Origin of the sequence: Pseudomonas sp. W22_MBD1_FP4, from assembly GCF_052113765.1 — a bacterium.
Taxonomy (GTDB): Bacteria; Pseudomonadota; Gammaproteobacteria; order Pseudomonadales; family Pseudomonadaceae; genus Aquipseudomonas; species Aquipseudomonas sivasensis.
This window is the reverse complement of sequence record NZ_JBGQOI010000023.1, coordinates 60,721-84,660: the sequence shown is the minus strand read 5'-3', so window position 1 is coordinate 84,660 and position 23,940 is coordinate 60,721. Positions and strand designations below refer to the sequence as shown.

At 59.9% G+C, this 23,940-nt stretch carries 24 protein-coding genes and 2 pseudogenes; 18 read left to right on the top strand and 8 right to left on the bottom strand.

Annotation, left to right across the window (positions count from 1 at the left end):
* Positions 1-33 precede the first annotated feature (33 nt).
* Positions 34-507, bottom strand: a complete 474-nt coding sequence (locus tag ACEN2T_RS24685) for an Lrp/AsnC family transcriptional regulator (protein ID WP_032885579.1) — start codon at positions 505-507, stop codon at positions 34-36.
* A 144-nt stretch (positions 508-651) separates the two neighbouring features.
* Here ACEN2T_RS24685 and kynU point away from each other — a divergent pair, with 144 nt between their 5' ends.
* Positions 652-1,902 carry a kynureninase gene (gene kynU / locus ACEN2T_RS24680; RefSeq protein WP_442117717.1) on the top strand — a complete coding sequence of 417 codons (1,251 nt, stop codon included), beginning with the start codon at positions 652-654 and terminating at the stop codon, positions 1,900-1,902.
* Positions 1,903-2,116: 214 nt separating this feature from the next.
* Positions 2,117-3,523: an amino acid permease gene (locus tag ACEN2T_RS24675; protein WP_442117716.1), complete on the top strand. Its 1,407-nt coding sequence runs from the start codon at positions 2,117-2,119 to the stop codon at positions 3,521-3,523.
* Here ACEN2T_RS24675 and ACEN2T_RS24670 read toward each other — a convergent pair.
* Positions 3,469-4,365, bottom strand: coding sequence for a LysR substrate-binding domain-containing protein (locus tag ACEN2T_RS24670; RefSeq protein WP_122680714.1), 897 nt, complete (start codon positions 4,363-4,365; stop codon positions 3,469-3,471). The two genes, ACEN2T_RS24675 and ACEN2T_RS24670, sit on opposite strands and share 55 nt — an antisense overlap.
* A 187-nt stretch (positions 4,366-4,552) precedes the next feature.
* Here ACEN2T_RS24670 and ACEN2T_RS24665 point away from each other — a divergent pair, with 187 nt between their 5' ends.
* The 5 genes from ACEN2T_RS24665 (at position 4,553) to ACEN2T_RS24645 (ending at position 9,593) form a co-directional block, all read left to right on the top strand.
* Complete coding sequence (locus ACEN2T_RS24665) at positions 4,553-5,317, top strand: sulfite exporter TauE/SafE family protein (protein ID WP_442117715.1); 765 nt, start codon at positions 4,553-4,555, stop codon at positions 5,315-5,317.
* 119 nt (positions 5,318-5,436) lie between these two features.
* The gene (locus ACEN2T_RS24660) at positions 5,437-6,027 is read left to right on the top strand and encodes an NAD(P)H-dependent oxidoreductase (RefSeq protein WP_032885584.1); all 591 of its coding nucleotides are present in this window, start codon (positions 5,437-5,439) and stop codon (positions 6,025-6,027) included.
* 33 nt (positions 6,028-6,060) lie between these two features.
* A complete protein-coding gene (locus ACEN2T_RS24655; protein ID WP_442117714.1) occupies positions 6,061-6,957 on the top strand; it encodes a LysR substrate-binding domain-containing protein in 897 nt (298 codons plus the stop codon).
* Positions 6,958-7,060: 103 nt separating this feature from the next.
* Complete coding sequence (locus ACEN2T_RS24650) at positions 7,061-7,954, top strand: NAD-dependent epimerase/dehydratase family protein (protein ID WP_032885586.1); 894 nt, start codon at positions 7,061-7,063, stop codon at positions 7,952-7,954.
* 193 nt (positions 7,955-8,147) lie between these two features.
* Positions 8,148-9,593 carry a SulP family inorganic anion transporter gene (locus ACEN2T_RS24645; RefSeq protein ID WP_032885587.1) on the top strand — a complete coding sequence of 482 codons (1,446 nt, stop codon included), beginning with the start codon at positions 8,148-8,150 and terminating at the stop codon, positions 9,591-9,593.
* 84 nt (positions 9,594-9,677) lie between these two features.
* Here the strand turns inward: ACEN2T_RS24645 and ACEN2T_RS24640 are convergent, their stop codons facing one another.
* Positions 9,678-10,058: a lysozyme inhibitor LprI family protein gene (locus tag ACEN2T_RS24640; RefSeq protein ID WP_032885588.1), complete on the bottom strand. Its 381-nt coding sequence runs from the start codon at positions 10,056-10,058 to the stop codon at positions 9,678-9,680.
* A gap of 193 nt (positions 10,059-10,251) precedes the next feature.
* Between ACEN2T_RS24640 and ACEN2T_RS24635 the strand changes: the two genes are divergently transcribed.
* From ACEN2T_RS24635 to ACEN2T_RS24620, 4 genes are read left to right on the top strand one after another with little or no spacing between them, the layout of a single operon-like run.
* Entirely contained in the window at positions 10,252-11,655 is a 1,404-nt protein-coding gene (locus ACEN2T_RS24635) for a GntT/GntP/DsdX family permease (RefSeq protein WP_032885589.1), read from the top strand.
* Between the two features lie 12 nt (positions 11,656-11,667).
* Entirely contained in the window at positions 11,668-12,528 is an 861-nt protein-coding gene (locus ACEN2T_RS24630; protein WP_032885590.1) for a MurR/RpiR family transcriptional regulator, read from the top strand.
* A 1-nt stretch (position 12,529) separates the two neighbouring features.
* Complete coding sequence (locus ACEN2T_RS24625) at positions 12,530-13,993, top strand: N-acyl-D-amino-acid deacylase family protein (protein ID WP_442117713.1); 1,464 nt, start codon at positions 12,530-12,532, stop codon at positions 13,991-13,993.
* Positions 13,994-14,022: 29 nt separating this feature from the next.
* Entirely contained in the window at positions 14,023-14,391 is a 369-nt protein-coding gene (locus ACEN2T_RS24620) for a glyoxalase superfamily protein (protein ID WP_032885592.1), read from the top strand.
* Between the two features lie 110 nt (positions 14,392-14,501).
* Here ACEN2T_RS24620 and ACEN2T_RS24615 read toward each other — a convergent pair.
* A pseudogene (locus ACEN2T_RS24615) lies at positions 14,502-15,095 on the bottom strand (methyl-accepting chemotaxis protein); the annotation flags it as partial.
* Positions 15,096-15,356: 261 nt separating this feature from the next.
* Positions 15,357-16,421, bottom strand: a pseudogene (locus ACEN2T_RS24610) (methyl-accepting chemotaxis protein); the annotation flags it as partial.
* A 249-nt stretch (positions 16,422-16,670) separates the two neighbouring features.
* Between ACEN2T_RS24610 and ACEN2T_RS24605 the strand changes: the two are divergent.
* On the top strand, positions 16,671-17,288 hold the full coding sequence (locus ACEN2T_RS24605) for an FKBP-type peptidyl-prolyl cis-trans isomerase (RefSeq protein WP_032885594.1): 618 nt from the start codon (positions 16,671-16,673) through the stop codon (positions 17,286-17,288).
* Between the two features lie 60 nt (positions 17,289-17,348).
* Here ACEN2T_RS24605 and ACEN2T_RS24600 read toward each other — a convergent pair whose 3' ends face one another.
* The 3 genes from ACEN2T_RS24600 to ACEN2T_RS24590 all read right to left on the bottom strand — a co-directional run bounded on the left by ACEN2T_RS24600 (position 17,349) and on the right by ACEN2T_RS24590 (position 19,269).
* A complete protein-coding gene (locus ACEN2T_RS24600; RefSeq protein WP_003194088.1) occupies positions 17,349-17,606 on the bottom strand; it encodes a PA4570 family protein in 258 nt (85 codons plus the stop codon).
* Positions 17,607-17,764: 158 nt separating this feature from the next.
* A complete protein-coding gene (locus ACEN2T_RS24595) occupies positions 17,765-18,106 on the bottom strand; it encodes a zinc ribbon domain-containing protein YjdM (protein ID WP_003230858.1) in 342 nt (113 codons plus the stop codon).
* A 194-nt stretch (positions 18,107-18,300) separates the two neighbouring features.
* The gene (locus ACEN2T_RS24590) at positions 18,301-19,269 is read right to left on the bottom strand and encodes a polyprenyl synthetase family protein (RefSeq protein WP_032885595.1); all 969 of its coding nucleotides are present in this window, start codon (positions 19,267-19,269) and stop codon (positions 18,301-18,303) included.
* Positions 19,270-19,508: 239 nt separating this feature from the next.
* Here ACEN2T_RS24590 and rplU point away from each other — a divergent pair, with 239 nt between their 5' ends.
* The 6 genes from rplU to ACEN2T_RS24560 all read left to right on the top strand — a co-directional run bounded on the left by rplU (position 19,509) and on the right by ACEN2T_RS24560 (position 23,839).
* Complete coding sequence (gene rplU / locus ACEN2T_RS24585; protein ID WP_003176051.1) at positions 19,509-19,823, top strand: 50S ribosomal protein L21; 315 nt, start codon at positions 19,509-19,511, stop codon at positions 19,821-19,823.
* Positions 19,824-19,857: 34 nt separating this feature from the next.
* On the top strand, positions 19,858-20,115 hold the full coding sequence (gene rpmA, locus ACEN2T_RS24580; RefSeq protein WP_003176049.1) for a 50S ribosomal protein L27: 258 nt from the start codon (positions 19,858-19,860) through the stop codon (positions 20,113-20,115).
* 193 nt (positions 20,116-20,308) lie between these two features.
* Positions 20,309-21,532, top strand: a complete 1,224-nt coding sequence (gene cgtA / locus ACEN2T_RS24575; RefSeq protein WP_015885843.1) for an Obg family GTPase CgtA — start codon at positions 20,309-20,311, stop codon at positions 21,530-21,532.
* A gap of 124 nt (positions 21,533-21,656) precedes the next feature.
* Positions 21,657-22,775 (top strand): glutamate 5-kinase, encoded by a 1,119-nt coding sequence (proB, locus tag ACEN2T_RS24570; protein WP_005791305.1) that lies wholly within the window; start codon positions 21,657-21,659, stop codon positions 22,773-22,775.
* 15 nt (positions 22,776-22,790) lie between these two features.
* Entirely contained in the window at positions 22,791-23,255 is a 465-nt protein-coding gene (locus tag ACEN2T_RS24565; protein ID WP_032885596.1) for a CreA family protein, read from the top strand.
* Between the two features lie 101 nt (positions 23,256-23,356).
* Positions 23,357-23,839 carry a glutathione peroxidase gene (locus ACEN2T_RS24560; protein ID WP_099602207.1) on the top strand — a complete coding sequence of 161 codons (483 nt, stop codon included), beginning with the start codon at positions 23,357-23,359 and terminating at the stop codon, positions 23,837-23,839.
* Positions 23,840-23,940 lie beyond the last annotated feature (101 nt).

Below are 23,940 nucleotides of genomic sequence, written 5' to 3'. Positions count from 1 at the left end.
CCCCCTCCCACATTTGAACTTAGGCGTGGCTGACTATTTGCGTACGACGAGATCAAGCACCTCATCCTTATCCTTGATCTTCTGCAGCACGATTTCCGAGCGTATATCCATCACCCCCGCCGTGCGGTTCAGGTGGTTCACGATAAAGTCCGAAAAGTGCTTGAGGTTGCGCGCCTGCACCCGCAGCACATAGTTGCTGGCGCCGGTGATCACATAGGCGCTGGCCACTTCCGGCCAGCCTTGCACCTTCTTGATAAACGTCTCATGCCAATCCTCCACATCCTGGCGCAACGACAGGTGGACGATGGCTTCCAGCTCGATCCCCAATTGCTCGGCATTCAGCACTGCGCGGTAGCCGCTGATGATTCCTTCACTCTCCAGCAGACGCAAACGGCGCAGGCAGGCGGAGGGCGACAGTGCGACTTTTTCCGCCAGTTCCTGGTTGCTGATACGGCCATCCTGTTGCAGGAAATGCAGGAGGCGCAGGTCGGTGGCGTCAAGAATCATGGTTTGAATAAATCCGCGTGTTTAGGGGTTAAATTCGAATTTCCTACTGCTTAATTAGCCTGTTACCCACCACTTTGCACGAAAATTCTCTAAAGCTTCGTTCATTATTTGGTTCATTCCCGCCTATAAAAACCAGGACTATCCATGACCACCCGAAGCCATTGCCAAGCCCTCGACGCCCAGGACCCGCTGGCGCCGTTGCGCAATCAATTTTCCTTGCCGGAGGGTGTGATCTACCTCGACGGTAACTCCCTTGGCGCGCGTCCGGTGGCATCGCTGGCGCGGGCGCAACAGGTGATTGCCGAGGAGTGGGGCAATGGCTTGATCCGCAGTTGGAACAGCGCCGGTTGGGCAGGCTTGTCCCAGCGCCTGGGCAATCGCCTTGCGCCGCTGATCGGTGCGCGGGACGGCGAAGTGGTGATCACCGATACCACCTCCATTAACCTGTTCAAAGTGCTCAGCGCTGCACTGACGGTGCAGCGCCAACGCGCAGCAGAGCGCAAGGTAATCGTCAGCGAAGCAAGCAACTTTCCCACCGACCTGTACATCGCCGAAGGTCTGGCTGAATTGCTGCAACAGGGTTACTCCCTGCGCCTGGTGAACAGCCCGGACGAACTGCACCAGGCCATCGACGCCGACGTGGCGGTGGTGCTGCTCACCCACGTCAACTACAAGACCGGCTACATGTATGACATGCAGGCGCTTACGGCCTTGAGCCATGAATGTGGCGCGCTGAGTATCTGGGATTTGGCGCACTCGGCGGGCGCGGTGCCCATCGATCTGCATAACGCCGGGGCCGATTACGCGATTGGCTGCACTTATAAATACCTCAACGGCGGCCCAGGCTCCCAGGCGTTTGTGTGGGTCAATCCGGCGTTGGTCGACCTCGTACGCCAGCCGCTTTCGGGCTGGTTCGGGCATACCCGGCAGTTCGCCATGGAAGCCAACTATGCGCCGAGCGCCGGTATTGCCCGCTACTTGTGCGGCACCCAACCGATCACCTCGCTGGCGATGGTGGAATGTGGGCTGGCGATTTTTGAGCAGACTGATATGGCCAGCCTGCGCACTAAATCCCTGGCGTTGACGGATCTGTTTATCGAGTTGGTTGAAGCCCGTTGCGCGGCTCATGGCCTGGTGTTGATCACCCCGCGTGAGCATGCCCGGCGCGGTAGCCATGTGAGTTTTGAGCACCCCGAAGGTTATGCAGTGATTCAGGCTCTGATTGCCCGTGGCGTGATCGGCGATTACCGCGAGCCGCGGATTATGCGGTTTGGGTTTACGCCGTTGTACACGAGCTTTACTGAGGTCTGGGACGCTGTGGAAATCCTCGGTGAGATTCTCGACGAGAACACCTGGGACCAGCCGCAATTCAAAGTCCGCCACAGCGTCACCTGAATAAACGCAGACAACATTATGGGAGAGGGCTTGCATCAGATACACAATGGATAAACACCACAGGCCTCATGTGGGAGGGGGCTTGCTCCCGATGGCAGTGTGTCAGTCGCCGGATTGGCAAGCTGATACACCTCCATCGGGAGCAAGCCCCCTCCCACAGGGATCTGCGGCAACAGACAAATAGTGCGACCACAATAATAAAGGGGCACCCCACGTGACTACGCCAGACACCGGCTTTGCCGAGATCACCCAACGCGAACTGGGCCTTCGGCGCCAGCTCACTTCCGGCCAGATGAGCATGATCGCCATCGGTGGCGCCATCGGCACTGGGTTGTTCATGGGCAGCGCCTATGCCATCGGTTATGCCGGGCCGAGCGTGCTGGTGAGCTACGCCATTGGTGCACTGATCACCTTGCTGTTGATGGGCTGCCTGGCGGAGATGACCGTTGCGCACTCCACCTCGGGTTCCTTCGGCGCCTATGCCGAGTTCTACATCAGCCCGCTGGCTGGGTTTCTGGTGCGTTATGCCTATTGGGCGGCGATTGTGCTGGCGGTGGGCGCCGAGGTCACGGCGGTGGCGATGTACATGAAGTACTGGTTCGCCAACGTGCCGGAGTGGGTGTGGATTGTGTCGTTTTCCAGTGTGCTGATCCTGCTTAATGCGATCAGCGTGAAGACGTTTGGCAACTTTGAATACTGGTTCTCCACCATCAAGATCAGCGCCATCGTCGGCTTCATCATCCTGGCCGTGTATTTGGTGTTCGGCTCCGGCAACCCGGAGTATGGCGTGCAGAATTACACCGCACACGGCGGTTTTTTCCCCCATGGCTTGAGCGGCATGTGGATTGCCGTGATTGTGTCGATCTTCAGTTACCTGAGCGTCGAGATGATCGCTGTGGCTGCCGGTGAAGCCGCCGACCCGGAGCAGGCGGTGAAGAAGGCCTTTCGCGCGACCATCGTGCGCCTGGTGGTGTTTTACCTGCTGACCCTGGCGCTGATGCTGGCCATCGTGCCGTGGAATCAGGCCGGGCAGACCCAAAGCCCGTTCGTCACAGTGATGCAGACGATCGGCATTCCCGGTGCCACCGGGGTGATGAATTTCGTGATCCTGATCGCCGCATTGTCAGCGATGAACAGCCAGCTCTACATCACTACACGCATGATGTTCAGCCTGTCCCGCGCGGGCTTCGCACCCAAGTCCATGGGCGCGTTGAGCAAAAGCGGCATTCCGCTGAATGCACTGCTGCTGTCCAGTTCGGGCATTGCCCTGGCGACCTTGTTGAATGTGGTGTACCCGGAAAGCTCGTTCACCCTGATGATGGCGATCTCGATGTTTGGCGCGATCTTCACCTGGTTCATGATCTTCCTCACGCACCTGTTTTTCCGTCGCTATCGCAAGCGTCACGGCGGGGCGAAGCTGTCATTCCAACTGCGCCTGTTTCCCTACAGCACATTGCTGGGTCTGGTGCTCATGGGCGCGGTGATGATCACCACGTATTTCACCGAGGCGTTCAAGATGACGTTGGTGTTTGGCGTGCCGTTCCTGTTGATTCTGTCGGCGGTGTATTACGGGTTCTTCCGCAAGGGCAGGGCCAAGGCGTTGAACAAGGCTTTGGCGTAACCCGGCAGTTGCTCGAACGAACGTGCGCAAAGCAACAGCTGTCGGCGGGCCCAGTCTTCTCCCAGAGGCTGGGCCTTGAAGTGGCGCGCCAAGGGCCAGCGATCCAACGCGGCCTGGGGCACGATGCCCAGGCCAGCACCTCGTGCGACCATCCGAATCACCCCATCAAAGCCCTCGGCGCGGATGCGCGTCTGTAAGCGGAACCCCGCGTGCAGCGCTTGTTCTTCCAGGTACACCGACAGTGCGCTGTGGGCCGCGAGGCCGACGTAATCGTGTTGCAGGCTGTCGATAAAACTCACCGGGCTCGCTGACAGGGGATGATCCAGGGGCATGATCAGCACCAGCGGGTCATCGCGAAAGGGCAGGGTCTGCAAACCGTGGGTGTCTACTGCATCGGAGATGATCCCCAGGTCGGCCGTGCCCTGACGCAGGGCCTGGATGATGCGCAGGCTGGGCAACTCCTGCAGGTCGATATCGAGGTTGGGGTGTTCGCGTAGAAAGTCCGCGAGCAGTTCCGGCAGGTATTCGCTGAGCGCAGTGGTGTTGCACAGCAGGCGCACTTGGCCTTTGATGCCGTTGGCGTATTCGGCGAGGTCCTGTTGCAGATGGTCGGCCTGTTGCAGCAGCAGGCGAGCGTGGCGCGCGAGGGCTTTACCTGCAGGTGTCGGCGTAACACCCCGACGGCCCCGCTCAAGCAATTCGATGCCCAGCGATGCTTCCATAGCGCGGATGCGTGCGCTCGCGGCTGCCAGGGATAAATGGCTGCGGCTGGCGCCGGCGGTGATGTTGCCGGTGTCCAGGGTATGCAGGTAGAGGCGCAGATCGATCAGGTCAACGTGCATGGGTGGGGTTCTCGGATGGCTCTACTGGCCGCATCGGGGGCAAGCCCCTTCCCACATTTGGATGGGTGAACACAGTCTAAGTGGGAGGGGACTTGCCCCGATGAGGCCCCAAGGCTCTTGCTAAACAAGAGGCTGCCTCAGTATATGGCGAATTTCAGAACGCATCGAAAAGTCGCACACTCTGCCCATGATTACCTTCCTTGCGTTCTACCAAAACCTCGGTCCCGCCTTTACTTTGCTGGTGATTGGCACGTTCCTGCTGGCGGGCACCGTCAAAGGAGTAATTGGCCTCGGCTTACCGACAGTCGCCATGGGCATGCTCGGCTTGGCTATGTTGCCGGCGCAGGCTGCGGCGTTGCTGATCATTCCTTCAACGGTCACCAACCTTTGGCAACTGGCATTCGGCGGGCACCTGAGTGGCTTGCTCAAACGCCTTTGGCCGATGCTCGTGCTGATTTTCCTCGGCACCGGGCTGAGTACGGTGTGGCTTGGTATGGAAGGTGGGCACTGGGTGGTGCGCGCGCTGGGCGCGGCGTTGCTGGTGTATGCGTTGAGCGGGTTGTTTTTGCCCACCTTCAAGGTCAAGCCGCAGACCGAACGCTGGTTGGGCCCGTTGTGTGGGCTGATCACCGGCTTGATCACCTCGGCCACTGGCGTGTTCGTGATTCCTGCGGTGCCGTATTTGCAAGCCTTGGGCCTGAGTCGCGATCAGTTGGTACAGGCCCTCGGCCTGTCGTTCACCGTGTCGACGCTGGCGCTGGCGGCGGGATTGGCTTGGCGTGGCACCTTGGGCGGCGGTGAAGTGAGTGCCTCGCTGCTCGCGCTGGTGCCGGCGCTGCTGGGCATGTGGCTGGGCCAAGCGCTGCGCCAGCGCATCAGTGCGGTGTTATTCAAGCGGGTATTTTTCATCGGCATGGCCCTGTTGGGCGGTCATCTGCTGATCAGTGGTTAACAATCTCATGGGTATTCGTGCTTTTTGATCAAAGGTATTTTGCCGGGTGACGGCTTATTCCGAAGGGTCAGGGCCGATAGTCTGCGTCCAGACATTTTCAACCTTCTGGATCCCCTCCCATGAAAAAAGTACTCCTGCTCAACGGCGGCAAAAAGTTCGCCCACTCCGATGGCCGCTATAACACCACCCTGCATGAAACCGCCCTGGCTGTGCTGGATCGAGGCGGTATCGACGTTAAAGTCACCCATATCGACGAAGGCTACGACGTGGCCGAAGAGGTGGCCAAGTTCCTCTGGGCCGACGTGATCATCTACCAGATGCCCGGTTGGTGGATGGGGGCGCCGTGGATCGTCAAGAAGTACATCGACGAAGTCTTCACCGAAGGCCATGGCAGCCTGTACGCCAGCGACGGTCGCACCCGTTCCGATGCCTCGCAGAAATACGGCAGTGGCGGCCTGATCCAGGGCAAGCAGTACATGCTGTCCCTGACCTGGAACGCACCGCAGCAAGCCTTCGACGACCCGAGCGATTTCTTCGAAGCCAAGGGCGTGGACGCGGTGTACTTCCCATTCCACAAGGCCCACGAGTTCCTAGGCATGACCGGCCTGCCCACGTTCCTGTGCGTGGATGTGATGAAACGCCCAGCCATCGAGGCAGACGTGGCGCGCTATGAGCAGCATCTGGCGCAGGTGTTCAAGCTCTCGGTGTAATAAGCTGCACTGAACCGATAACGAGGACCGTCCGTGAAAGCCCGATCCGATGAGCTACAGATCTTCGTCAGCGTCATCGAGTGCGGCTCGATTTCCGCGGCGGCGGAGCAGGTCGGGCAGACGCCGTCGGCGGTCAGCCGTACCTTGTCGCGCCTGGAAGCCAAGCTCGACACCACGCTGATCAACCGCACCACGCGACGCATGGACCTGACCGAAGAGGGCAAGTATTTCTTCGAACAGGCCAAGCTGATCCTGGCGCAGATGGATGAGCTGGAAGAGCGCCTGTCGTCACGTCAGAAGAACCCTGCCGGGCGGCTGCGTATCAACGCGGCCGTGCCGTTCATGCTGCATGGGATCGTGCCGTACATTGCCGAGTTTCGCAGCTTGTACCCGCAGATCCAGTTGGAGTTGAACAGCGATGACTTGATCATCGACCTGCTGGAACAGAGCACCGACATCGCCATTCGCATCGGCGCCCTGGCCGACTCGACCTTGCATGCGCGTTCCCTCGGTTGTACGCCGCTGCATATCCTGGCCAGCCCTGAATACCTTAAGCAACACGGCGCGCCCACCACGGTGGCCGAGTTGGCTGACCACACGTTGCTCGGCTTCAGTCAGACCGAAACCCTCAACCACTGGCCGCTGCGCCATGTGGAGGGTGACCGCTGGCTGATTCAGCCGAGCATCGCTGCCTCCAGCGGCGAAACCCTGCGCCAGTTGGCGCTGGAGGGGCAGGGTATTTGTTGCCTGTCGAACTTCATGACCAGCGCCGACATCGACGCCGGCCGCCTGTTGCCGGTGCTGGAAGCCTTCAACAGCGGTTATCGCCAGCCGATCCACGCGGTCTTCTACCGTAACTCGCAGTTGGCGTTGCGCATCCAGTGCTTCCTGGACTTTATCCAGGCCAAACTGGCGCGGTATGCCTGCTGATTCGTGACTGCCACGCAAGATTGAATTGGGCGTCAGGGGCTTATTCGGTAAGGGTGGGGCCGGGATACTGGGCCTATCACTTACCTAGTCAGGAGAAATCTCCATGAACGTATTCGTTACCGGCGCCGCAGGTTTTATCGGCGGTTCGATTGCCACCGGCCTGGTCAAGGCCGGCCATCACGTCACCGGCCTGGTACGCAGCGCTGAGCAAGCGGCTGAGCTGACGGCCCTGGGCATCGCTCCGGTGATCGGCAGCCTCGATGACGCTGCCGTGCTTACCGAGCAAGCGCACAAGGCCGATGCGGTGATCAACGCCGCCAGCAGCGACCATCGTGCTGCGGTAGAAACGCTGTTGACCGCCTTGCAGGGATCAAACAAGCCGTTCCTGCACACCAGCGGTTCGAGCATCGTGGGCGATGCATCGGGCGGTAAGGCCAGCGACGTGATCTATTTCGAAGACAACCTGCCGGAGCCGACCGTCGACAAGGCCGCGCGTGTGGCCATCGACAACCTGATCCTGGCTGCTGCCCAGGACGGCGTGAATTCGGCGGTGATCTGCAACACCCTGATCTACGGCCACAGCCTGGGCGTACAGCGTGACAGCGTGCAATTGCCGCGCTTGCTCAAGCAGGCGCGCAAGAGTGGGGTGGTGCGCCATGTGGGCACAGGGCAGAACATCTGGTCCAACGTGCACATCGAAGACGTGGTTGCGTTGTACCTGCTGGCGCTGACGAAGAACGTACCGGGCACGTTCTACTTTGTGGAAAGCAGCGAAGCGGCGTTTGTCGACATGACCACGGCCATCGCTGACGCGCTGAAGCTGGGCAAGCCGCAGGACTGGCCATTGGCCGAGGCTGAAGCCGAGTGGGGTTATGAAATGGCCAATTACGGCCTGGGTTCGAACAGCCGGGTGCGCGGCAAGCACGCCCGAGAACTGCTGGGCTGGGCACCAAAGCGCACGTCGGTGGTCGAGTGGATTCGTCACGAAATGGTGTGATGTTCGCTTGAGACCGAGTCGGCCATCGGGAGCAAGCCACCTCCCACATTAGAATGCGTTCCAAAACTGGAACACGGCCAAGTGTGGGAGGGGGCTTGCCCCCGATGGCGACCACTCGGTCTTCCAGACTAGCCCCACCCCGCTCATTTCCGTACCATTCCCCGCCTTATCCCCCGCAACTCCCTGGTACCTCATGAACCTCACCCGTCTGCGCGCCGATGCCCTGGCCGGCCTCACCACGTCTTTCGCGCTGCTGCCCGAATGCATCGCCTTTGCTCTGGTGGCTCACCTTAATCCGCTGATGGGCCTATACGGCGCCTTTATCATCTGCACCCTGACGGCCTTGTTCGGCGGTCGGCCCGGTATGGTCTCCGGCGCGGCGGGCTCGATGGCGGTGGTGATCGTCGCGTTGGTGGTGCAGCACGGCGTGGAATATTTGCTGGCAACGGTGCTGCTGGGCGGGTTGATCATGGTCGCCTTCGGCCTGCTGCGCCTGGGCAAGCTGGTGCGCATGGTGCCGCATTCGGTGATGCTCGGGTTCGTCAACGGCCTGGCGATCATCATTGCCCTGGCGCAGTTGGAGCATTTCAAGAGCGGTGAAACCTGGCTCAGCGGCACGCCGTTGTATGTGATGACCGGGCTGGTGGCGGCGACCATGGCCATTGTCTACCTGCTGCCGCGCCTCACCCGCGCGGTACCGCCGGCCTTGGTGGCGATCCTCGGCGTGGGCCTGGCGGTGTACCTGCTCGGTCTGCCAACCCGCACCCTCGGCGACATGGCCCACATCGCCGGTGGCCTGCCGACCTTCGCGTTGCCACAGATCCCCTGGACCCTGGAAACCCTCGGCATCATCGCGCCCTACGCTTTCTTGATGGCCATGGTCGGCCTGCTGGAAACCCTGCTGACCCTGAACCTTACCGACGAAATCACCGAAACCCGCGGCTATCCTGATCGCGAAAGCGTGGCGTTGGGTGCGGCGAATATGGTCTCGGGCCTCTTCGGCGGCATGGGCGGTTGCGCGATGATCGGGCAAACCGTGATCAACCTCAGCTCCGGCGGACGTGGGCGCTTCTCCGGGGTGTTTGCCGGGGTGATGATTCTGTTGTTCATTCTGTTTCTGTCACCGCTGATTGAGCGGATCCCGCTGGCGGCGCTGGTGGGGGTGATGTTCGTGGTGTCCCAGCAGACCTTCGCCTGGGCGTCGCTGCGGGTGATCAACAAAGTGCCGCTCAATGATGTGCTGGTGATTATTGCGGTTACGGTGATCACGGTCTTTACCGACCTGGCCACCGCCGTACTGTGCGGTATCGTGATCGCCGCGCTCAACTTCGCCTGGCAACAGGCCCGTGAGTTGTACGCGGATGAGCACCTGGAAGCCGACGGTAGCAAGCTCTATCGCCTGCACGGCACGTTGTTCTTTGCCTCGACCACGCCGTTTTTAAACCAGTTCGACCCGTCCAATGACCCGGATCAGGTGACGCTGGATTGTCGTCACCTGAGCTTTGTCGACTACTCAGCGATTGCCGCGCTGATGACCTTGCGCGAGCGTTATACCAAGGCCGGCAAGCATCTGCGGGTGTTGCATTTGTCTGAGCGCTGCAAGAAGTTGCTCAAGCGTGCGCGGGTGCATCACGACTAATTGAGCCTCTTTGGCGAGGGCGCTTACTACCAAGATTTGCGGCCGCTGCGCAGCCCAACGGGAGCAAGCTCTCTCGCCACAACATTACGGCCCGACCAGGTCTTCCAATTCCTGGGCGCGGGTCTGGGTCATGTCCAGCACGCAGCCGGAACCGTTGACTTGGTCGATGGTGCCGCCGGTGGCGGAGCCGGCGAAGGCGCAATTGGCGTCACGGTATTTGATCCACAGGCGCTGCAGGTCCTGCAGTTGCTGCTGGCGCGTGCCTTCCAGGGCGGCGATGGCGGTCTTGTAGGCTTTGTTCAGGCGCGTGTCTTGCACCTTGGTTTCCTTGACGTTGCAGCTGACCATATCGGCAGTGGTGTTGGCGCCGTCCATGCATTTTTTCAGCGCCGGGTTGTCGGCAGCGGCGGCAGTGCCGCATACGGCGAGAAGCAGGACGCCAGCGGCGAATGTGGTGCGAATCATGCTCGATTTTCCTGGCAACAGTGGGTGTGCATTCTATGACTCAGCCCGCTGGGCTGAGTTTCCGGTCTTCTCTGATCTTCATGTAAGAACAGCCCCCCAATTTTCATACGCAGGTGTAGGGCATGTCCCAACGCGACAGCGCTTGTCTGTGGGCGAAACTTACTTTCATAAAATTTGAAAATGCTCCTCGGTAATGATTTATGAGTTTCACAACCAATTCGACGTGACCCTTTCCGAGGAGTACCGCATGGCCGCATCACCGGGCTTCGGGCTGTTGGCATACGCTGCCATCGCCATCATTGCTTTGATCGTGCTGATTGCACGTTACCGACTCAACCCGTTTATCGTCATCACCCTGGTATCCATAGGCCTGGCGCTGATGGCCGGGATGCCAGCGGACACCATCATGGGCTCCTACGAGGCGGGTGTTGGCAAGACCCTTGGGCATATCGCGCTCGTTGTGGCGCTGGGCACCATGCTCGGCAAGATGATGGCCGAGTCCGGTGGCGCCGAGCAGGTGGCGCGCACGCTGATCAATCGTTTTGGCGAGCGCAATGCCCATTGGGCGATGGTGTGCATTGCCTTTCTGGTGGGGTTGCCGCTGTTTTTCGAGGTGGGTTTTGTGTTGCTGGTGCCCATCGCCTTTACCGTCGCCCGACGCGTAGGCGTGTCGATTTTGATGGTCGGCTTGCCGATGGTCGCCGGTTTGTCGGTGGTACACGCGCTGGTGCCGCCGCATCCGGCGGCGATGATGGCCGTGCTGGCGTATAACGCGTCGGTGGGGCAGACGGTGCTGTATGCGATTCTGATCGGTATCCCCACGGCGATCATTGCAGGGCCCGTCTACGCCAAGTTCATCGTGCCGCACATCCACCTGCCGGCAGAAAACCCGCTGGAACGCCAATTTATCGAGCGTGAACCGCGCACCCGGTTGCCGAGTTTTGCCCTGACCATGGGCACCATCCTGTTGCCGGTGGTGCTGATGATGATCGGCGGATGGGCCAACGTAATCTCTACGCCGGGGACCGGTTTCAACCAGTTCCTCTTGTTTATCGGCAACTCGGTCATCGCGTTGCTGGTGGCGACCTTGGTGAGCTTCTGGACCTTGGGGCTGGCCCAAGGCTTCAACCGCGAATCGATCCTCAAGTTCACCAACGAATGCCTGGCGCCGACGGCCAGCATCACCTTGCTGGTGGGGGCGGGCGGCGGTTTGAATCGCATCCTGGTGGACGCTGGGGTGACCAATGAAATTCTCGGCCTTGCCAATGCGTTCCAACTGTCGCCCCTGGTGATGGGCTGGCTGTTCGCGGCGTTGATGCGCATTGCGACCGGCTCGGCCACGGTGGCCATGACGACGGCGTCCGGCGTGGTCGCGCCCGTCGCCATGGGGTTGGGTTATCCACACCCTGAATTACTGGTGCTGGCCACCGGTGCGGGCTCGGTGATCTTTTCTCACGTGAATGACGGCGGCTTCTGGCTGATCAAGGAATACTTCAATATGACGGTAATCCAGACCTTCAAGACCTGGACCGTATTGGAGACTCTGATCTCTGTGGTTGCCTTCGGTCTGACTTACGGTCTGTCCTGTATTTTGTAACCCGGAGCCCCCATGGACATCCTCTACCAGATCCGCGCCCGCCAGGCTTCTTTCAGCGCCGGCGAAGGACGTATCGCCAAGCTGATGCTCGATGATGTGGGTTTTGCGGCGTCGGCCAGCCTGGATGAGTTGTCCCAGCGGGCTGAAGTCAGTACGGCGACCTTGTCGCGGTTTGCACGCAGCGTCGGTTGCCGCGATCTACGCGATTTGCGCCTGCAACTGGCCCAAGCCAGCGGCGTCGGCAGCCGTTTCCTGGACCCGGCGGGGTTGCCCGAACAGTCGGCGTTTCACCGGCAGATTCTCGGTGATATCGAGGCGACGTTGCGTCAGCACTTGTCGGGGTTCAACCAGGCGAGTTTCGCCGATGCGGTCAGCCTGCTGAGCAAGGCCCGGATGATCCACGCGTTCGGCATGGGCGGCCCGTCGAGTCTGTGCAGCGACGAGTTACAGGTGCGTCTTGTCCGCCTGGGCTACCCGATTGCCGCTTGCCATGACCCGGTGATGATGCGTGTCACGGCCGCCACCTTGGGGCCGGAACATGCGCTGATCGTCTGTTCGCTGACCGGTATTACGCCGGAACTGCTGGACGTGGTGGACCTGGCGCGCAACTACGACGCCCGCATCATCGCCATCACCTTGGCCGATTCCCCCCTGGCGCGATTGGCGGATGTCCTGTTGCCGCTGCAACCAGCCGAAACCAGCTTTATCTACAAACCCACCGCAGCGCGCTACGGCCTGCTGCTGGCCATCGACCTGCTCGCTACCGAGTTGGCGCTGGCCTTGCCGGACGACAACCAGGAACGCCTGCGCCGGATCAAACTGGCCCTGGACGATTATCGCGGCGGCCCCGATAGCTTGCCGCTTGGAGACTGATATGAAGTACGACACGCTGATTCGCCACGCGCTGATCATCGATGGCAGCAACACACCCGGTTATGTCGCGGATGTGGGGCTGCGCGATGGGCGTATCGAGACAATCGGTGATCTGTCTGCTGCGACGGCCGAGCATGAAATCGACGCCACCGACCGCGTGTTGGCGCCGGGGTTTATCGATGTCCATACCCACGACGACACGGTGGTGATCCGTCATCCGCAGATGCTGCCCAAGCTCAGTCAGGGCGTGACCACGGTGATTGTCGGCAACTGTGGCATCAGCGCTTCGCCGGTGAGTTTGCGCAACGACCCGCCGGACCCGATGAACCTGCTGGGCAGCGCTGCGGCGTTTGTATATCCCCGTTTCAGCGACTATCGCAGCGCCGTTGAAAGCGCCCATCCAGCGCTCAACGTCGCGGCATTGATCGGCCACACGGCGCTGCGCAGCAACCACATGGACGATCTGCATCGCACCGCCACACCGGATGAAATCACCGCCATGCGCGTGCAGTTACAAGAGAGTCTTGAAGCCGGCGCCCTCGGTTTATCCACAGGCCTGGCCTACGCCAGCGCGTTCAATGCCGAGACCGATGAAGTGCTGCAACTGAGTGAAGAACTCACGGCCTACGGCGCCGTGTACACCACCCATCTACGCAGCGAATTCGAGCCAGTGCTGGAGGCGATGGACGAAGCTTTTCTGATCGGCCGGCACGCCAAGGTGCCGGTGATTATTTCCCACCTCAAATGCGCCGGGGCGGGTAACTGGGGGCGCAGTCCGCAGCTGCTGGCCGCTCTGGAGCAGGCGGCGAAAACCCATCCGGTGGGATGTGACTGTTATCCCTACGCAGCCAGTTCTTCGACCCTGGATTTGAAGCAAGTGACCGATGCGTTTCGCATCACCATTACGTGGTCCACGCCCCATCCGGACATGGGCGGGCGAGATTTGCAGGACATTGCCGGCGAATGGGACGTCTCCTTGATGGACGCCGCCCGCCGTCTGCAGCCTGCGGGTGCGGTGTACTACGGGATGGATGAAGCGGATGTGCGACGCATCCTCGCGCATCCATTGTCGATGGTGGGGTCGGATGGCTTGCCTGAAGATCCGTTTCCCCATCCACGTTTGTGGGGCGCGTTCCCACGGGTGTTGGGGCATTTCAGTCGGGATATCGGGTTGTTCCCGTTGCATACCGCCGTGCACAAGATGACCGGCTTGTCGGCAGCGCGTTTCGGCCTGGTCGAGCGGGGTGAAATTCGCGAAGGGCACTGGGCGGACCTGGTGTTGTTCGACCCGTTGCGGGTGCGGGATGTGGCGGATTTCAAAAATCCAGAGCAGGCGGCAGAGGGCATTGATGGTGTGTGGGTCAATGGCGTGCTGAGCTACAGCGATGGACAGGCCAATGGTCAGCGCCCAGGACGATTCCTGGCTCGCCAGGGAGATTTGCGTCGGGGGTTCAGCGCTCTATAGTGGGCGATCTCAAAAACGGAGCGGTTGCCATGCACTTAGGAAAAGTCACCCCTATCCTGCGGATTTTCGACGAGACCAAGGCGTTGGAATTCTATGTGGAGTTCCTTGGGTTCAAGGTTGATTGGCAGCATCGTTTCGAGGCGAATTACCCGCTGTACCTTCAAGTATCCTTGGGCGAGTGCGTGCTGCATCTGTCCGAGCATCATGGCGACGCTTCGCCGGGCGCGGCGGTGCGGATTCAGGCGCAAGGGGTAGATGCCTACCAGCAGCAATTGCAGGCTAAGGATTACCGTTATGCCAAGCCCAGCGTTGAAGAAACGCCTTGGGGATCGCGGGAGATGAGCATCAAGGATCCATTTGGGAATCGTGTGGTGTTTGTTGAGGAAGGCGAGGGCTGAGAGGCCAATCGCAGGCAATAAAAAAACCGCCTTAGTAGGGCGGTTTTTTATTGCAGCCCCAGCTTTTGGCTGGGGCTGCATCTGTGGCGGGTCAGGTATCGCAGCGATTCTTAAACCCGGAAATGGCTGACCATCTGCTGCAACTGGCTGCCCAAACGTGCCAGTTCCACACTCGATTTGGCCGTCTCGTCACTGGCGGTGGCGGTCTGTTCCGACACGTCACGTACATTGACGATGCTGCGGCTTATCTCTTCGGCCACGGCGCTTTGTTGCTCGGCGGCGGCGGCGATCTGCTGGTTCATCGACTGGATGTTCGACACCGTACGGGTGATGTTTTCCAGGGATACACCGGCCTTGCGCGTCAGCTCCACGCTGCTGTCGGTGAGGCTGCGGCTGTTGTTCATCACATTGGCCACTTGCTGGGTGCCGTTCTGCAAACCGGCGACCAGACCTTCGATTTCTTCGGTGGATTTTTGCGTGCGTTGGGCCAGGCCGCGCACTTCGTCGGCGACCACGGCAAACCCGCGACCGGCTTCACCGGCGCGTGCTGCTTCGATGGCGGCGTTGAGGGCCAGCAGGTTGGTTTGTTCGGCCACGGCTTTGATCACGTCCATCACGCTGCCGATCTTGTTGCTCTCTTGTTGCAGATGGCTCATGGCGTCGGTGGAACGCGCCACTTCGGCGGCCAGGCGTTCGATCTGGGCAATGGCTTCGGCCACCACTTTGTCGCCTGCACGGGCTTGGCCGTCGGCATCGGCAGCGGCCAGGGAAGCCTGTTCGGCATTGCGCGCGACTTCCTGCACGGTAGCGGTCATTTCATGCATCGCGGTGGCGACTTGATCGGTCTCGATCTTCTGGCTGTTCACGCCGGCACTGGTCTGCTCGGTCACGGCCGATAGTTCTTCGGCGGCGCTGGCGATCTGGGTCACGCCGTCACGAATACCGCTGATCAATTCACGCAAGGTGGTGCCCATGCGCTGGATGCCTTGTTGCAGCACGCCCAGCTCATCGCGGCGGGTGACCTGGATGTTGTGGCTCAAATCGCCGGAGGCAATGCGTTCAACCACGGCCAGGGTTTCCTGGATCGGGCGAGTGATCTGGCGGGTGATGACCAGCGCGGCAATGATGCCAACCAGCAGGGCCAGCAAGGTGCTGATCAATTGCAGGCTACGGGCCTGGGCGCTTTCGGCGTCGCGGCGATCCAACTGGATCTCGTAGAGCTTGTCGCTGATGTTGACGATATCAGTGCCTTGGGTGGTCATTTCTGCGCGAGCAGCAACGATATTGGCGTTGGCCACCTTGTAGTTCTGGACAGCCGTGCGGTAGGCGCCAAGAGCGGTTTCGAGCGCGGTCAGCGCGCTTTGCTGGCCGGCGCCAAAAGCGGCACTGAGGTCTTTCAAGCTGGCAATGGCTTTGTCGATCTGTGCGGCAGCGCGGGCTTCGGTATCCGGGCTGACGTTGCCGGTGTAGCCGCGCACTTCGTAGCGGGCCAGTTGGAATTGCATCTTGGCGTCGGCCACGGCCTGGAACTGAGCAAAGTGCTCCGCGCTGTCAGGCATCTGCTTCACGCTGGCTTCCAGCGCGTCGATCTGGGCGTTGGCGCTGTCGGCCTTGTCGCCCATCACTTGGCGAGAGGCATTGCCGTTACGGTAAGCCTCGCGCATTTTGTTCAGGGATTGCTGGTAGGCGGTAATGACCGATTTCTGCTCATTGAGCAGCTTGAGGTTTTCCGGGCTCTTGAAGCTGTCCAGCAGTTTCTGTTGCTGGGCAACGAAGGCATCGAGGCTGGTCTGCACGTTCTGCGCCACGGCTTCGTCACCGTTGGCCAGCATGTATTGAAGGCGCACGATGCGCAGTTTGGTCAGCGACGCGTTGAGCTGGGTGATGTCGCTCATCCAGTTGCTGCGGTCGATCAGGCCGCCCAGGCTGGTCCAGCCAGTGAGTGCCAGGATCGAGGTGAGGACAAGCACCAGGCCGAAGCCCAGGCCCAGTTTGAGGTTGACGCTGATGTTACCGAACCAGCTGTTCATCGAATGCTCCGCAAGAGTGATGTCTGTTTGCTGGACGGTGTTGTTATTTGAGCCAGCCAAGGTGTAGCGCTGTATCGGCGGCGGGATGTGAATCTGAAGGGCGTTTTATTTCAAGTGGCGACGAAGGGTCGTCAGCGGTGTGCAGAACCACTGAGGGCTCATCAAGGGGCGGTCTTGTGTGCTAGTCTGCGGGCCCTTTTAGTTTTGGGCAGCGCGGGAAATCGCGTTGTCCTGCAGCGGAGCCTCTTCATGTCCGAAGTTAATCTGTCCACCGACGAAACCCGCGTCAGCTACGGTATCGGCCGTCAGTTGGGCGACCAACTGCGCGACAACCCGCCACCGGGTGTGAGCCTGGACGCAATCCTGGCTGGCCTGACCGACGCGTTCGCAGGTTCGCCAAGCCGCGTTGACCAAGAGCAAATGGCTGCCAGCTTCAAGGTGATCCGTGAAGTCATGCAAGCCGAAGCCGCCGCCAAGGCTGAAGCCGCTGCTGGCGCTGGTCTGGCCTTCCTGGCTGAAAACGCCAAGCGTGATGGCATCACCACCCTGGCTTCCGGCCTGCAATTTGAAGTGCTGACTGCCGGTGAAGGCGCCAAGCCGACCCGTGAAGACCAAGTCCGTACCCACTACCACGGTACCTTGATCGACGGCACTGTGTTCGACAGCTCCTACGAGCGTGGCCAGCCAGCAGAATTCCCGGTTGGTGGCGTGATTGCCGGTTGGACCGAAGCCCTGCAACTGATGAATGCTGGCAGCAAATGGCGCCTGTACGTGCCGAGCGAACTGGCTTACGGCGCTCAAGGCGTTGGCAGCATTCCGCCGCACAGCGTTCTGGTATTCGACGTCGAGCTGCTCGACGTTCTGTAAGACCTGCTGATTACCTGTGGGAGCGAGCCTGCTCGCTCCCACAGTGTTTTAGGGGGTTGCTCATGGATGAAACTTGCCATTGAGCTCCGTCGCCGGGCGCAACGCTCGTGCATAGCAAAACAGAAACAAATTACGCACCACCTCTTTCAGCACACCGGGTTCACTTGAACTCAGGCCATTGACGTCCAGGTCGCCCTGGTCCTGCAATTCATTCAGCGCTTCTTCTTCCAGTACCGCACAGACTTCGCCGGTTTCCCGATGCAGTATCCGCAGGTAAGGGTGTGGGCGGTCCAGCCAGGCATCTATCAAATAAGTCATGGTGCATCTCCTTGATCGGTTTCAATGAGAATAATTCTTATTCGTAGAATAGCAAGCGTCTATTGGCGGTTTCTTGGTTTTTCTGTGTGGATATTGAGGCAGGTCAGGGGGAGGGCAAAACGCCATCCCGCGGCTGGCGCGGGATGGATACAGCAGATTCAGACTTTGCGAACGAACTCGGATTTAAGCTTCATCGGGCCGATGCCGTCGATCTTGCAATCGATATCGTGGTCGCCATCGCACAGGCGGATGTTCTTGACCTTGGTGCCAACCTTAACGACCAGAGACGTGCCTTTGACCTTGAGGTCCTTGATCACTGTGATGGTGTCGCCGTCCTGCAGGACGTTGCCCACAGAGTCTTTTTTCACGGTTTCATCGCCGGCCACTTCGGCCTCGCCATTGGCGGACCACTCATGGGCGCATTCCGGGCAGATCAGCTGGGCGCCGTCTTCGTAGGTGTATTCGGAATTGCATTTCGGGCAGGGTGGCAACGTGCTCACTAAAGCTCCTTAAAGGTCAGGATGGCTAAAAGTCGCACATTATATAGGGTTTTGTGGTGTTGCAGGCTCTATGAAATCCAAATGTGAGAGGGGGCTTGCTCCCGATAGCGGTGGATCAGCCAGTCATATATCGACTGAACACCGTCATCGGGGGCAAGCCCCCTCTCACATTGGTCTGTGTCTGCAGGTATGGCTTAGTGCGTGCGTGCGACTGCAAACTCACTCAGCTCAACCAGGGCGTCCCGGTATTCGCTGGCAGGCAGGGCTTCCAGGCACTTGATCGCACGGGCCACGTAGTCACGCGCCAGTTGTGCGGTGTAGTCCAGGGAGCCCGAAGCTTCCACGGCTGCGCGGATGCTTTCGAGGTCTTCTATGCCGCCTTTCTGAATCGCCTTGCGCACCAAAGCTGCCTGTTCTGGCGTGCCTTCGCGCATGGTGTAGATCAGCGGCAAGGTCGGCTTGCCCTCGGCCAGATCGTCGCCGACGTTCTTGCCCAGGGTTTCAGCATCGCCACGGTAGTCGAGCAGGTCGTCTACCAGTTGGAACGCCACGCCCAGATGGTCGCCAAAGGTGCGCAGGGCTTCGGCCTGTTCGGCGGTCGCGCCACACAATGCCGCGGCGCTGTGGGTGGAGGCTTCAAAGAGCATCGCGGTCTTGCCGCGAATCACTTCCATGTAGGTTTCTTCGGTGGTGCTGGCGTCGCGGACCTTCGACAGCTGCAACACTTCGCCTTCAGCGATGATGCGCGTGGCCTGGGACAGGATCTTCATCACCGGCATCGAGCCCAGTTCGACCATCATTTCGAACGAGCGTGAATACAGGAAGTCGCCGACAAGCACACTTGGTGCGTTACCCCACATCGCATTGGCGGTCTCGCGGCCACGGCGCATGCCGGACATGTCGACCACGTCGTCATGCAATAGGGTGGCGGTGTGCAGGAACTCGATGGTGGCGGCCAGCAGGCGCAGGTCATCGCCTTCGCGGCCCAGGGCCTTGCCGCACAGCAACACTAATAAAGGACGCAGGCGCTTACCGCCCGCCGACGTAATATAGTCGCCAATTTTGGAGACCAGCGGCACTTTAGACGTCAGCTGCTGCTTGATGATGCCGTCGACGGCGCTAAAATCGTCCGCGACCGCGCGGTAGAAAGCTTGGGGTTGCATCAGCGACAGTCGCTCCAGAAGGGTTGCGCGGCATGCTAGGACCCTGACCCCGTAGTGTCAAGGCGCGATGGACGGCCACTTGCAACCCCCATTTACCTTGCGTACAATCGCGCACCCTGAACTTCCTGGGCAGCACCTGCCTTACGCAATTGCATTCGGGACGTCCATCCCATGCAGCCATGCCAGCCAATACCTCTTCTTATAAAGCGCTGGGTGAGCAGGATTATCGGAGAAATACCATGTCGTACGCAGTAATTGTTACTGGTGGCAAGCAATACAAGGTCGCCCCAGGTGAATACCTGAAGATCGAAAAACTGGAAATCGCTACCGGCGAATCCGTTACTTTTGATCGCGTTCTGTTGGTCGCCAATGGCGATGACGTGAACATCGGCGCTCCAGTTGTTGCTGGCGCTACCGTTGTGGCTGAAGTGATCTCCCAAGGTCGTCACGATAAAGTCCGCATCATCAAGTTCCGTCGTCGTAAGCACCACATGAAGCGTATGGGCCACCGCCAGTGGTACACCGAGATCAAAATCACCGGTATTCAGGCTTAATTTCAGCCTAATTCCTCACTAGGAGAATTGACTCATGGCACACAAAAAAGCTGGTGGTAGTACCCGTAACGGTCGCGACTCAGAAGCCAAACGCCTTGGCGTTAAGATGTATGGCGGCCAGAAAATCATTCCGGGCAACATCATCGTGCGTCAGCGCGGCACCCAATTCCACGCCGGTTACGGTGTAGGCATGGGCAAAGATCACACCCTCTTCGCGAAAATCGAAGGCGTGATCAAGTTTGAAGTAAAAGGCGCGTTCAACCGCCGTTACGTGAGCGTTGTCGCAGCTTAATTGCGAAATCGCTGGAAAAGCCCTGTCTCGCGACGGGGCTTTTTCGTTTGTGGGGTGAGTCTCTTGCAAAGCTGTTTGTGATGGGCTCCGGCGCTGGATTTGCGGTCGCTGATTGAGGTCGCTGCGCTCATTTTTGCAAGAGTCTTATGTCTTGGTTTCTTAAGCTCGTCCATGCGGCGAGAGGCGTTTTGTTATGAAGTTCGTTGATGAAGTATCCATCCGAGTAAAAGCAGGCGACGGCGGTAACGGTTGCATGAGTTTCCGTCGCGAAAAATTCATCGAAAACGGTGGCCCCAACGGCGGTGACGGCGGTGACGGCGGTTCCATCTACATGATGGCCGACGAAAACCTCAACACCCTGGTCGACTACCGTTACACCCGGCACTTTGATGCCGAGCGTGGCTCCAACGGCGGCAGTACCGACTGCACCGGTAAAAAAGGCGAAGACCTGGTACTGCGCGTACCGGTTGGCACCACGATCATCGATTCCGCGACCCAGGAAGTGATTGGCGACCTGACCAAGGCCGGCCAGAAACTGATGGTTGTGCAGGGTGGCTGGCACGGTCTGGGTAACACCCGATTCAAGTCCAGTACCAACCGTGCACCGCGCCAGACCACGCCGGGCAAGCCTGGCGAGCAGCGTGACCTCAAGCTGGAAATGAAAGTACTGGCAGACGTGGGTCTGCTGGGCTTGCCGAACGCAGGCAAAAGTACCTTCATCCGCTCGGTATCGGCCGCCAAGCCGAAAGTCGCTGACTACCCGTTCACTACCCTGGTGCCAAACCTGGGCGTGGTCAGCGTTGACCGCTGGAAAAGCTTCGTGATCGCCGATATTCCTGGCCTGATCGAAGGGGCTTCCGACGGCGCAGGCCTGGGGATTCGCTTCCTCAAGCATTTGTCCCGCACCCGTTTGCTGCTACACCTCGTCGACATGGCGCCATTGGATGACACCAGTGCACCAGACGCCGCCGAAGTGATCGTCAGCGAGCTGACCAAGTTCAGCCCGGCCCTGGCCGAGCGTGATCGTTGGTTGGTGCTGAACAAGTGCGACCAGATCCTCGAGGAAGAGCACGAGGAGCGCGTCAAGGAAATCGTTGATCGCCTGGAATGGACGGGTCCGGTCTACGTGATCTCGGCCATCGCCAAAGAAGGCACCGAGCGCCTGACCCGCGACATCATGCGCTACCTCGAAGACCGTGCTGACCGCCTGGCGGCCGACCCGGTGTTCAAGGCCGAACTCGCCGAACTCGACCAGCAGATCGAAGACGAAGCCCGTGCCCAGTTGCAAGCTCTGGACGACCAGCGTGCCCTGCGCCGCAGCGGCGTGAAGTCGGTCCACGACATCGGCGACGACGATTGGGACGAAGAAGACGTGGATGATGAAGACGGTCCAGAAATCATTTACGTGCGCGACTGATTCGTTGCAGTAAACTTAAGCGCCGCTCACATGAGCGGCGTTTTGGTATCTGGGTATTACGTAGCCACGAATAACGTTATGGGCAGCGCTGGGTCGCGCGGCCCTCTATCTAAGGTTGAAGATGATGCGGAGCAAAGTGACAGGTGCGCAGCGTTGGGTCGTAAAGATCGGAAGTGCGCTGCTGACGGCGGATGGCAAAGGCCTGGATCGCGCAGCAATGAGCGTCTGGGTGGAGCAGATGGTGGCCTTGCATGAGGCTGGTGTCGAGTTGGTGCTGGTGTCGTCCGGGGCGGTTGCCGCCGGGATGAGCCGTCTCGGCTGGACCGCGCGACCCAGCGCGATGCACGAACTGCAAGCCGCTGCCGCCATCGGCCAGATGGGCCTGGTGCAAGCCTGGGAGTCCAGCTTCGCCGAGCACGGCCGCCACACGGCGCAGATCCTGCTGACTCACGACGACCTGTCCGACCGCAAGCGCTACCTCAACGCCCGCAGTACGTTGCGCGCCTTGGTGGAGCTCAAGGTGATCCCGGTGATCAACGAGAACGACACCGTGGTCACTGACGAAATCCGTTTCGGCGACAACGACACCCTGGCCGCACTGGTAGCCAACCTGGTGGAAGCCGACTTGCTGGTGATCCTCACTGATCGCGACGGCATGTTCGACGCCGATCCGCGCAACAACCCCGATGCGCAGCTTATTTATGAGGCCCGCGCCGATGACCCGGCGCTGGACGCCGTGGCCGGCAGTGTCGGCGGTGCCCTGGGCCGTGGCGGCATGCAGACCAAGCTGCGGGCTGCGCGTCTGGCTGCACGCTCCGGTGCCCACACCATTATCGTCGGTGGGCGCCTGGAGCGCGTGTTGGACCGCCTCAAGGCTGGCGAACGCATCGGCACGTTGCTGTCGCCGGAACGCGGCATGCTGGCGGCGCGCAAGCAGTGGCTGGCCGGGCATCTGCAAACCCGTGGCACTCTGGTGCTGGACGAAGGCGCGGTATCGGCACTGTCCCAGGGCAACAAGAGCCTGCTGCCGGTGGGCGTCAAGCTGGTACAGGGCAGCTTCCGCCGCGGCGAAATGGTGGTGTGCGTAGCGCCCGACGGTCGTGAAATCGCCCGTGGCCTGGCCAATTACAGTGCCCTGGAAGCACAGAAAATTATTGGACAATCGTCTGACGCGATTGTCGGACTATTAGGTTACATGGCCGAACCTGAACTGGTTCACCGCGACAACCTGATCCTGGTCTAACCAAAGGAATATACGATGCGTTTAGTGAAGTTTGCGTTGGGCCTGCTGTTGCTGACGCCGTTGCTGGCCAGCGCCGAAGAGGTTGGCCAGGTGTCGACGGTGTTTAAATTCGTCGGCCCCAACGACCGAATTGTCGTCGAAGCGTTTGACGACCCCAAGGTCGACGGCGTGACCTGCTACTTGTCCCGCGCCAAGACCGGTGGCGTCAAAGGCGGCCTGGGCCTGGCCGAAGATCGCGCTGAAGCATCGATTGCCTGCCGTCAGGTCGGCCCGATCCGCTTCAAGGGCGAACTGAAGGACGGCGACGAAGTGTTCAAGGAGCGCACCTCGCTGGTGTTCAAAACCATGCAAGTGGTGCGTTTCCTCGACAAGAAGCGCAACACCCTGGTGTACCTGGTCTACAGCGACCGCCTGATCGAGGGCAGCCCGCAGAACGCCGTGACCGCAATTCCGATTTTGCCGTGGCCGACCGCTCAGTAATCCGCAGGCGGGTTTTGTAATCGGCGTCTATGATTGCAGGCTTGCGGGTTGTAACCTCAAGGCGCCGCTTTGCTAAGAACATGGGATATCTGGAGTTCGTCATGAGTGCTTTCCACGACCTGAAACTCAAAGCTTTGGACGGACAAGAGTTGCCACTGGCGCCCTTCAAGGGGCAAGTAGTGCTGGTGGTCAATGTAGCCTCCAAATGTGGCCTGACCCCGCAATATGCGGCGTTGGAGAACCTCTATCAGCAGTACAAGGACCAAGGGTTTACTGTGCTGGGCCTGCCGTGCAACCAGTTTGCCGGCCAGGAACCGGGCACCGAGGAAGAAATCCGCGAGTTCTGCAGCCTGAACTACGGCGTGACCTTTCCCTTGGGCAGCAAGCTCGATGTCAATGGCCCTGAGCGTCACCAACTCTACCGGTTGCTGGCGGGTGAGGGGGCCGAATTTCCCGGCGATATCACCTGGAATTTTGAGAAGTTCCTGCTGGGTAAAGATGGTAGGGTCCTTGCTCGATTCTCACCGCGTACCCCGCCAGAAGACCCTTCGATCGTCCAGGCCATCGAAAAAGCCTTGAGCTAAATCACTTCTCTTGTGGTGAGCGGACCTTTCCCGCTATGGGCTGCGTAGCAGCCCAAATACCCCACCGCTTTTACCCCTTAATCACCAAAATCAATAGTGCT

Coding starts and splice junctions, on each gene's coding strand:
- ACEN2T_RS24685 (WP_032885579.1), bottom strand. CDS start 507: ATGATTCTTGACGCCACCGACCTGCGCCTCCTGCATTTCCTGCAACAG.
- kynU (WP_442117717.1), top strand. CDS start 652: ATGACCACCCGAAGCCATTGCCAAGCCCTCGACGCCCAGGACCCGCTG.
- ACEN2T_RS24670 (WP_122680714.1), bottom strand. CDS start 4,365: ATGCACGTTGACCTGATCGATCTGCGCCTCTACCTGCATACCCTGGAC.
- ACEN2T_RS24665 (WP_442117715.1), top strand. CDS start 4,553: ATGATTACCTTCCTTGCGTTCTACCAAAACCTCGGTCCCGCCTTTACT.
- ACEN2T_RS24660 (WP_032885584.1), top strand. CDS start 5,437: ATGAAAAAAGTACTCCTGCTCAACGGCGGCAAAAAGTTCGCCCACTCC.
- ACEN2T_RS24650 (WP_032885586.1), top strand. CDS start 7,061: ATGAACGTATTCGTTACCGGCGCCGCAGGTTTTATCGGCGGTTCGATT.
- ACEN2T_RS24645 (WP_032885587.1), top strand. CDS start 8,148: ATGAACCTCACCCGTCTGCGCGCCGATGCCCTGGCCGGCCTCACCACG.
- ACEN2T_RS24640 (WP_032885588.1), bottom strand. CDS start 10,058: ATGATTCGCACCACATTCGCCGCTGGCGTCCTGCTTCTCGCCGTATGC.
- ACEN2T_RS24635 (WP_032885589.1), top strand. CDS start 10,252: ATGATTTATGAGTTTCACAACCAATTCGACGTGACCCTTTCCGAGGAG.
- ACEN2T_RS24630 (WP_032885590.1), top strand. CDS start 11,668: ATGGACATCCTCTACCAGATCCGCGCCCGCCAGGCTTCTTTCAGCGCC.
- ACEN2T_RS24625 (WP_442117713.1), top strand. CDS start 12,530: ATGAAGTACGACACGCTGATTCGCCACGCGCTGATCATCGATGGCAGC.
- ACEN2T_RS24620 (WP_032885592.1), top strand. CDS start 14,023: ATGCACTTAGGAAAAGTCACCCCTATCCTGCGGATTTTCGACGAGACC.
- ACEN2T_RS24605 (WP_032885594.1), top strand. CDS start 16,671: ATGTCCGAAGTTAATCTGTCCACCGACGAAACCCGCGTCAGCTACGGT.
- ACEN2T_RS24600 (WP_003194088.1), bottom strand. CDS start 17,606: ATGACTTATTTGATAGATGCCTGGCTGGACCGCCCACACCCTTACCTG.
- ACEN2T_RS24590 (WP_032885595.1), bottom strand. CDS start 19,269: ATGCAACCCCAAGCTTTCTACCGCGCGGTCGCGGACGATTTTAGCGCC.
- rplU (WP_003176051.1), top strand. CDS start 19,509: ATGTCGTACGCAGTAATTGTTACTGGTGGCAAGCAATACAAGGTCGCC.
- rpmA (WP_003176049.1), top strand. CDS start 19,858: ATGGCACACAAAAAAGCTGGTGGTAGTACCCGTAACGGTCGCGACTCA.
- cgtA (WP_015885843.1), top strand. CDS start 20,309: ATGAAGTTCGTTGATGAAGTATCCATCCGAGTAAAAGCAGGCGACGGC.
- proB (WP_005791305.1), top strand. CDS start 21,657: ATGCGGAGCAAAGTGACAGGTGCGCAGCGTTGGGTCGTAAAGATCGGA.
- ACEN2T_RS24565 (WP_032885596.1), top strand. CDS start 22,791: ATGCGTTTAGTGAAGTTTGCGTTGGGCCTGCTGTTGCTGACGCCGTTG.
- ACEN2T_RS24560 (WP_099602207.1), top strand. CDS start 23,357: ATGAGTGCTTTCCACGACCTGAAACTCAAAGCTTTGGACGGACAAGAG.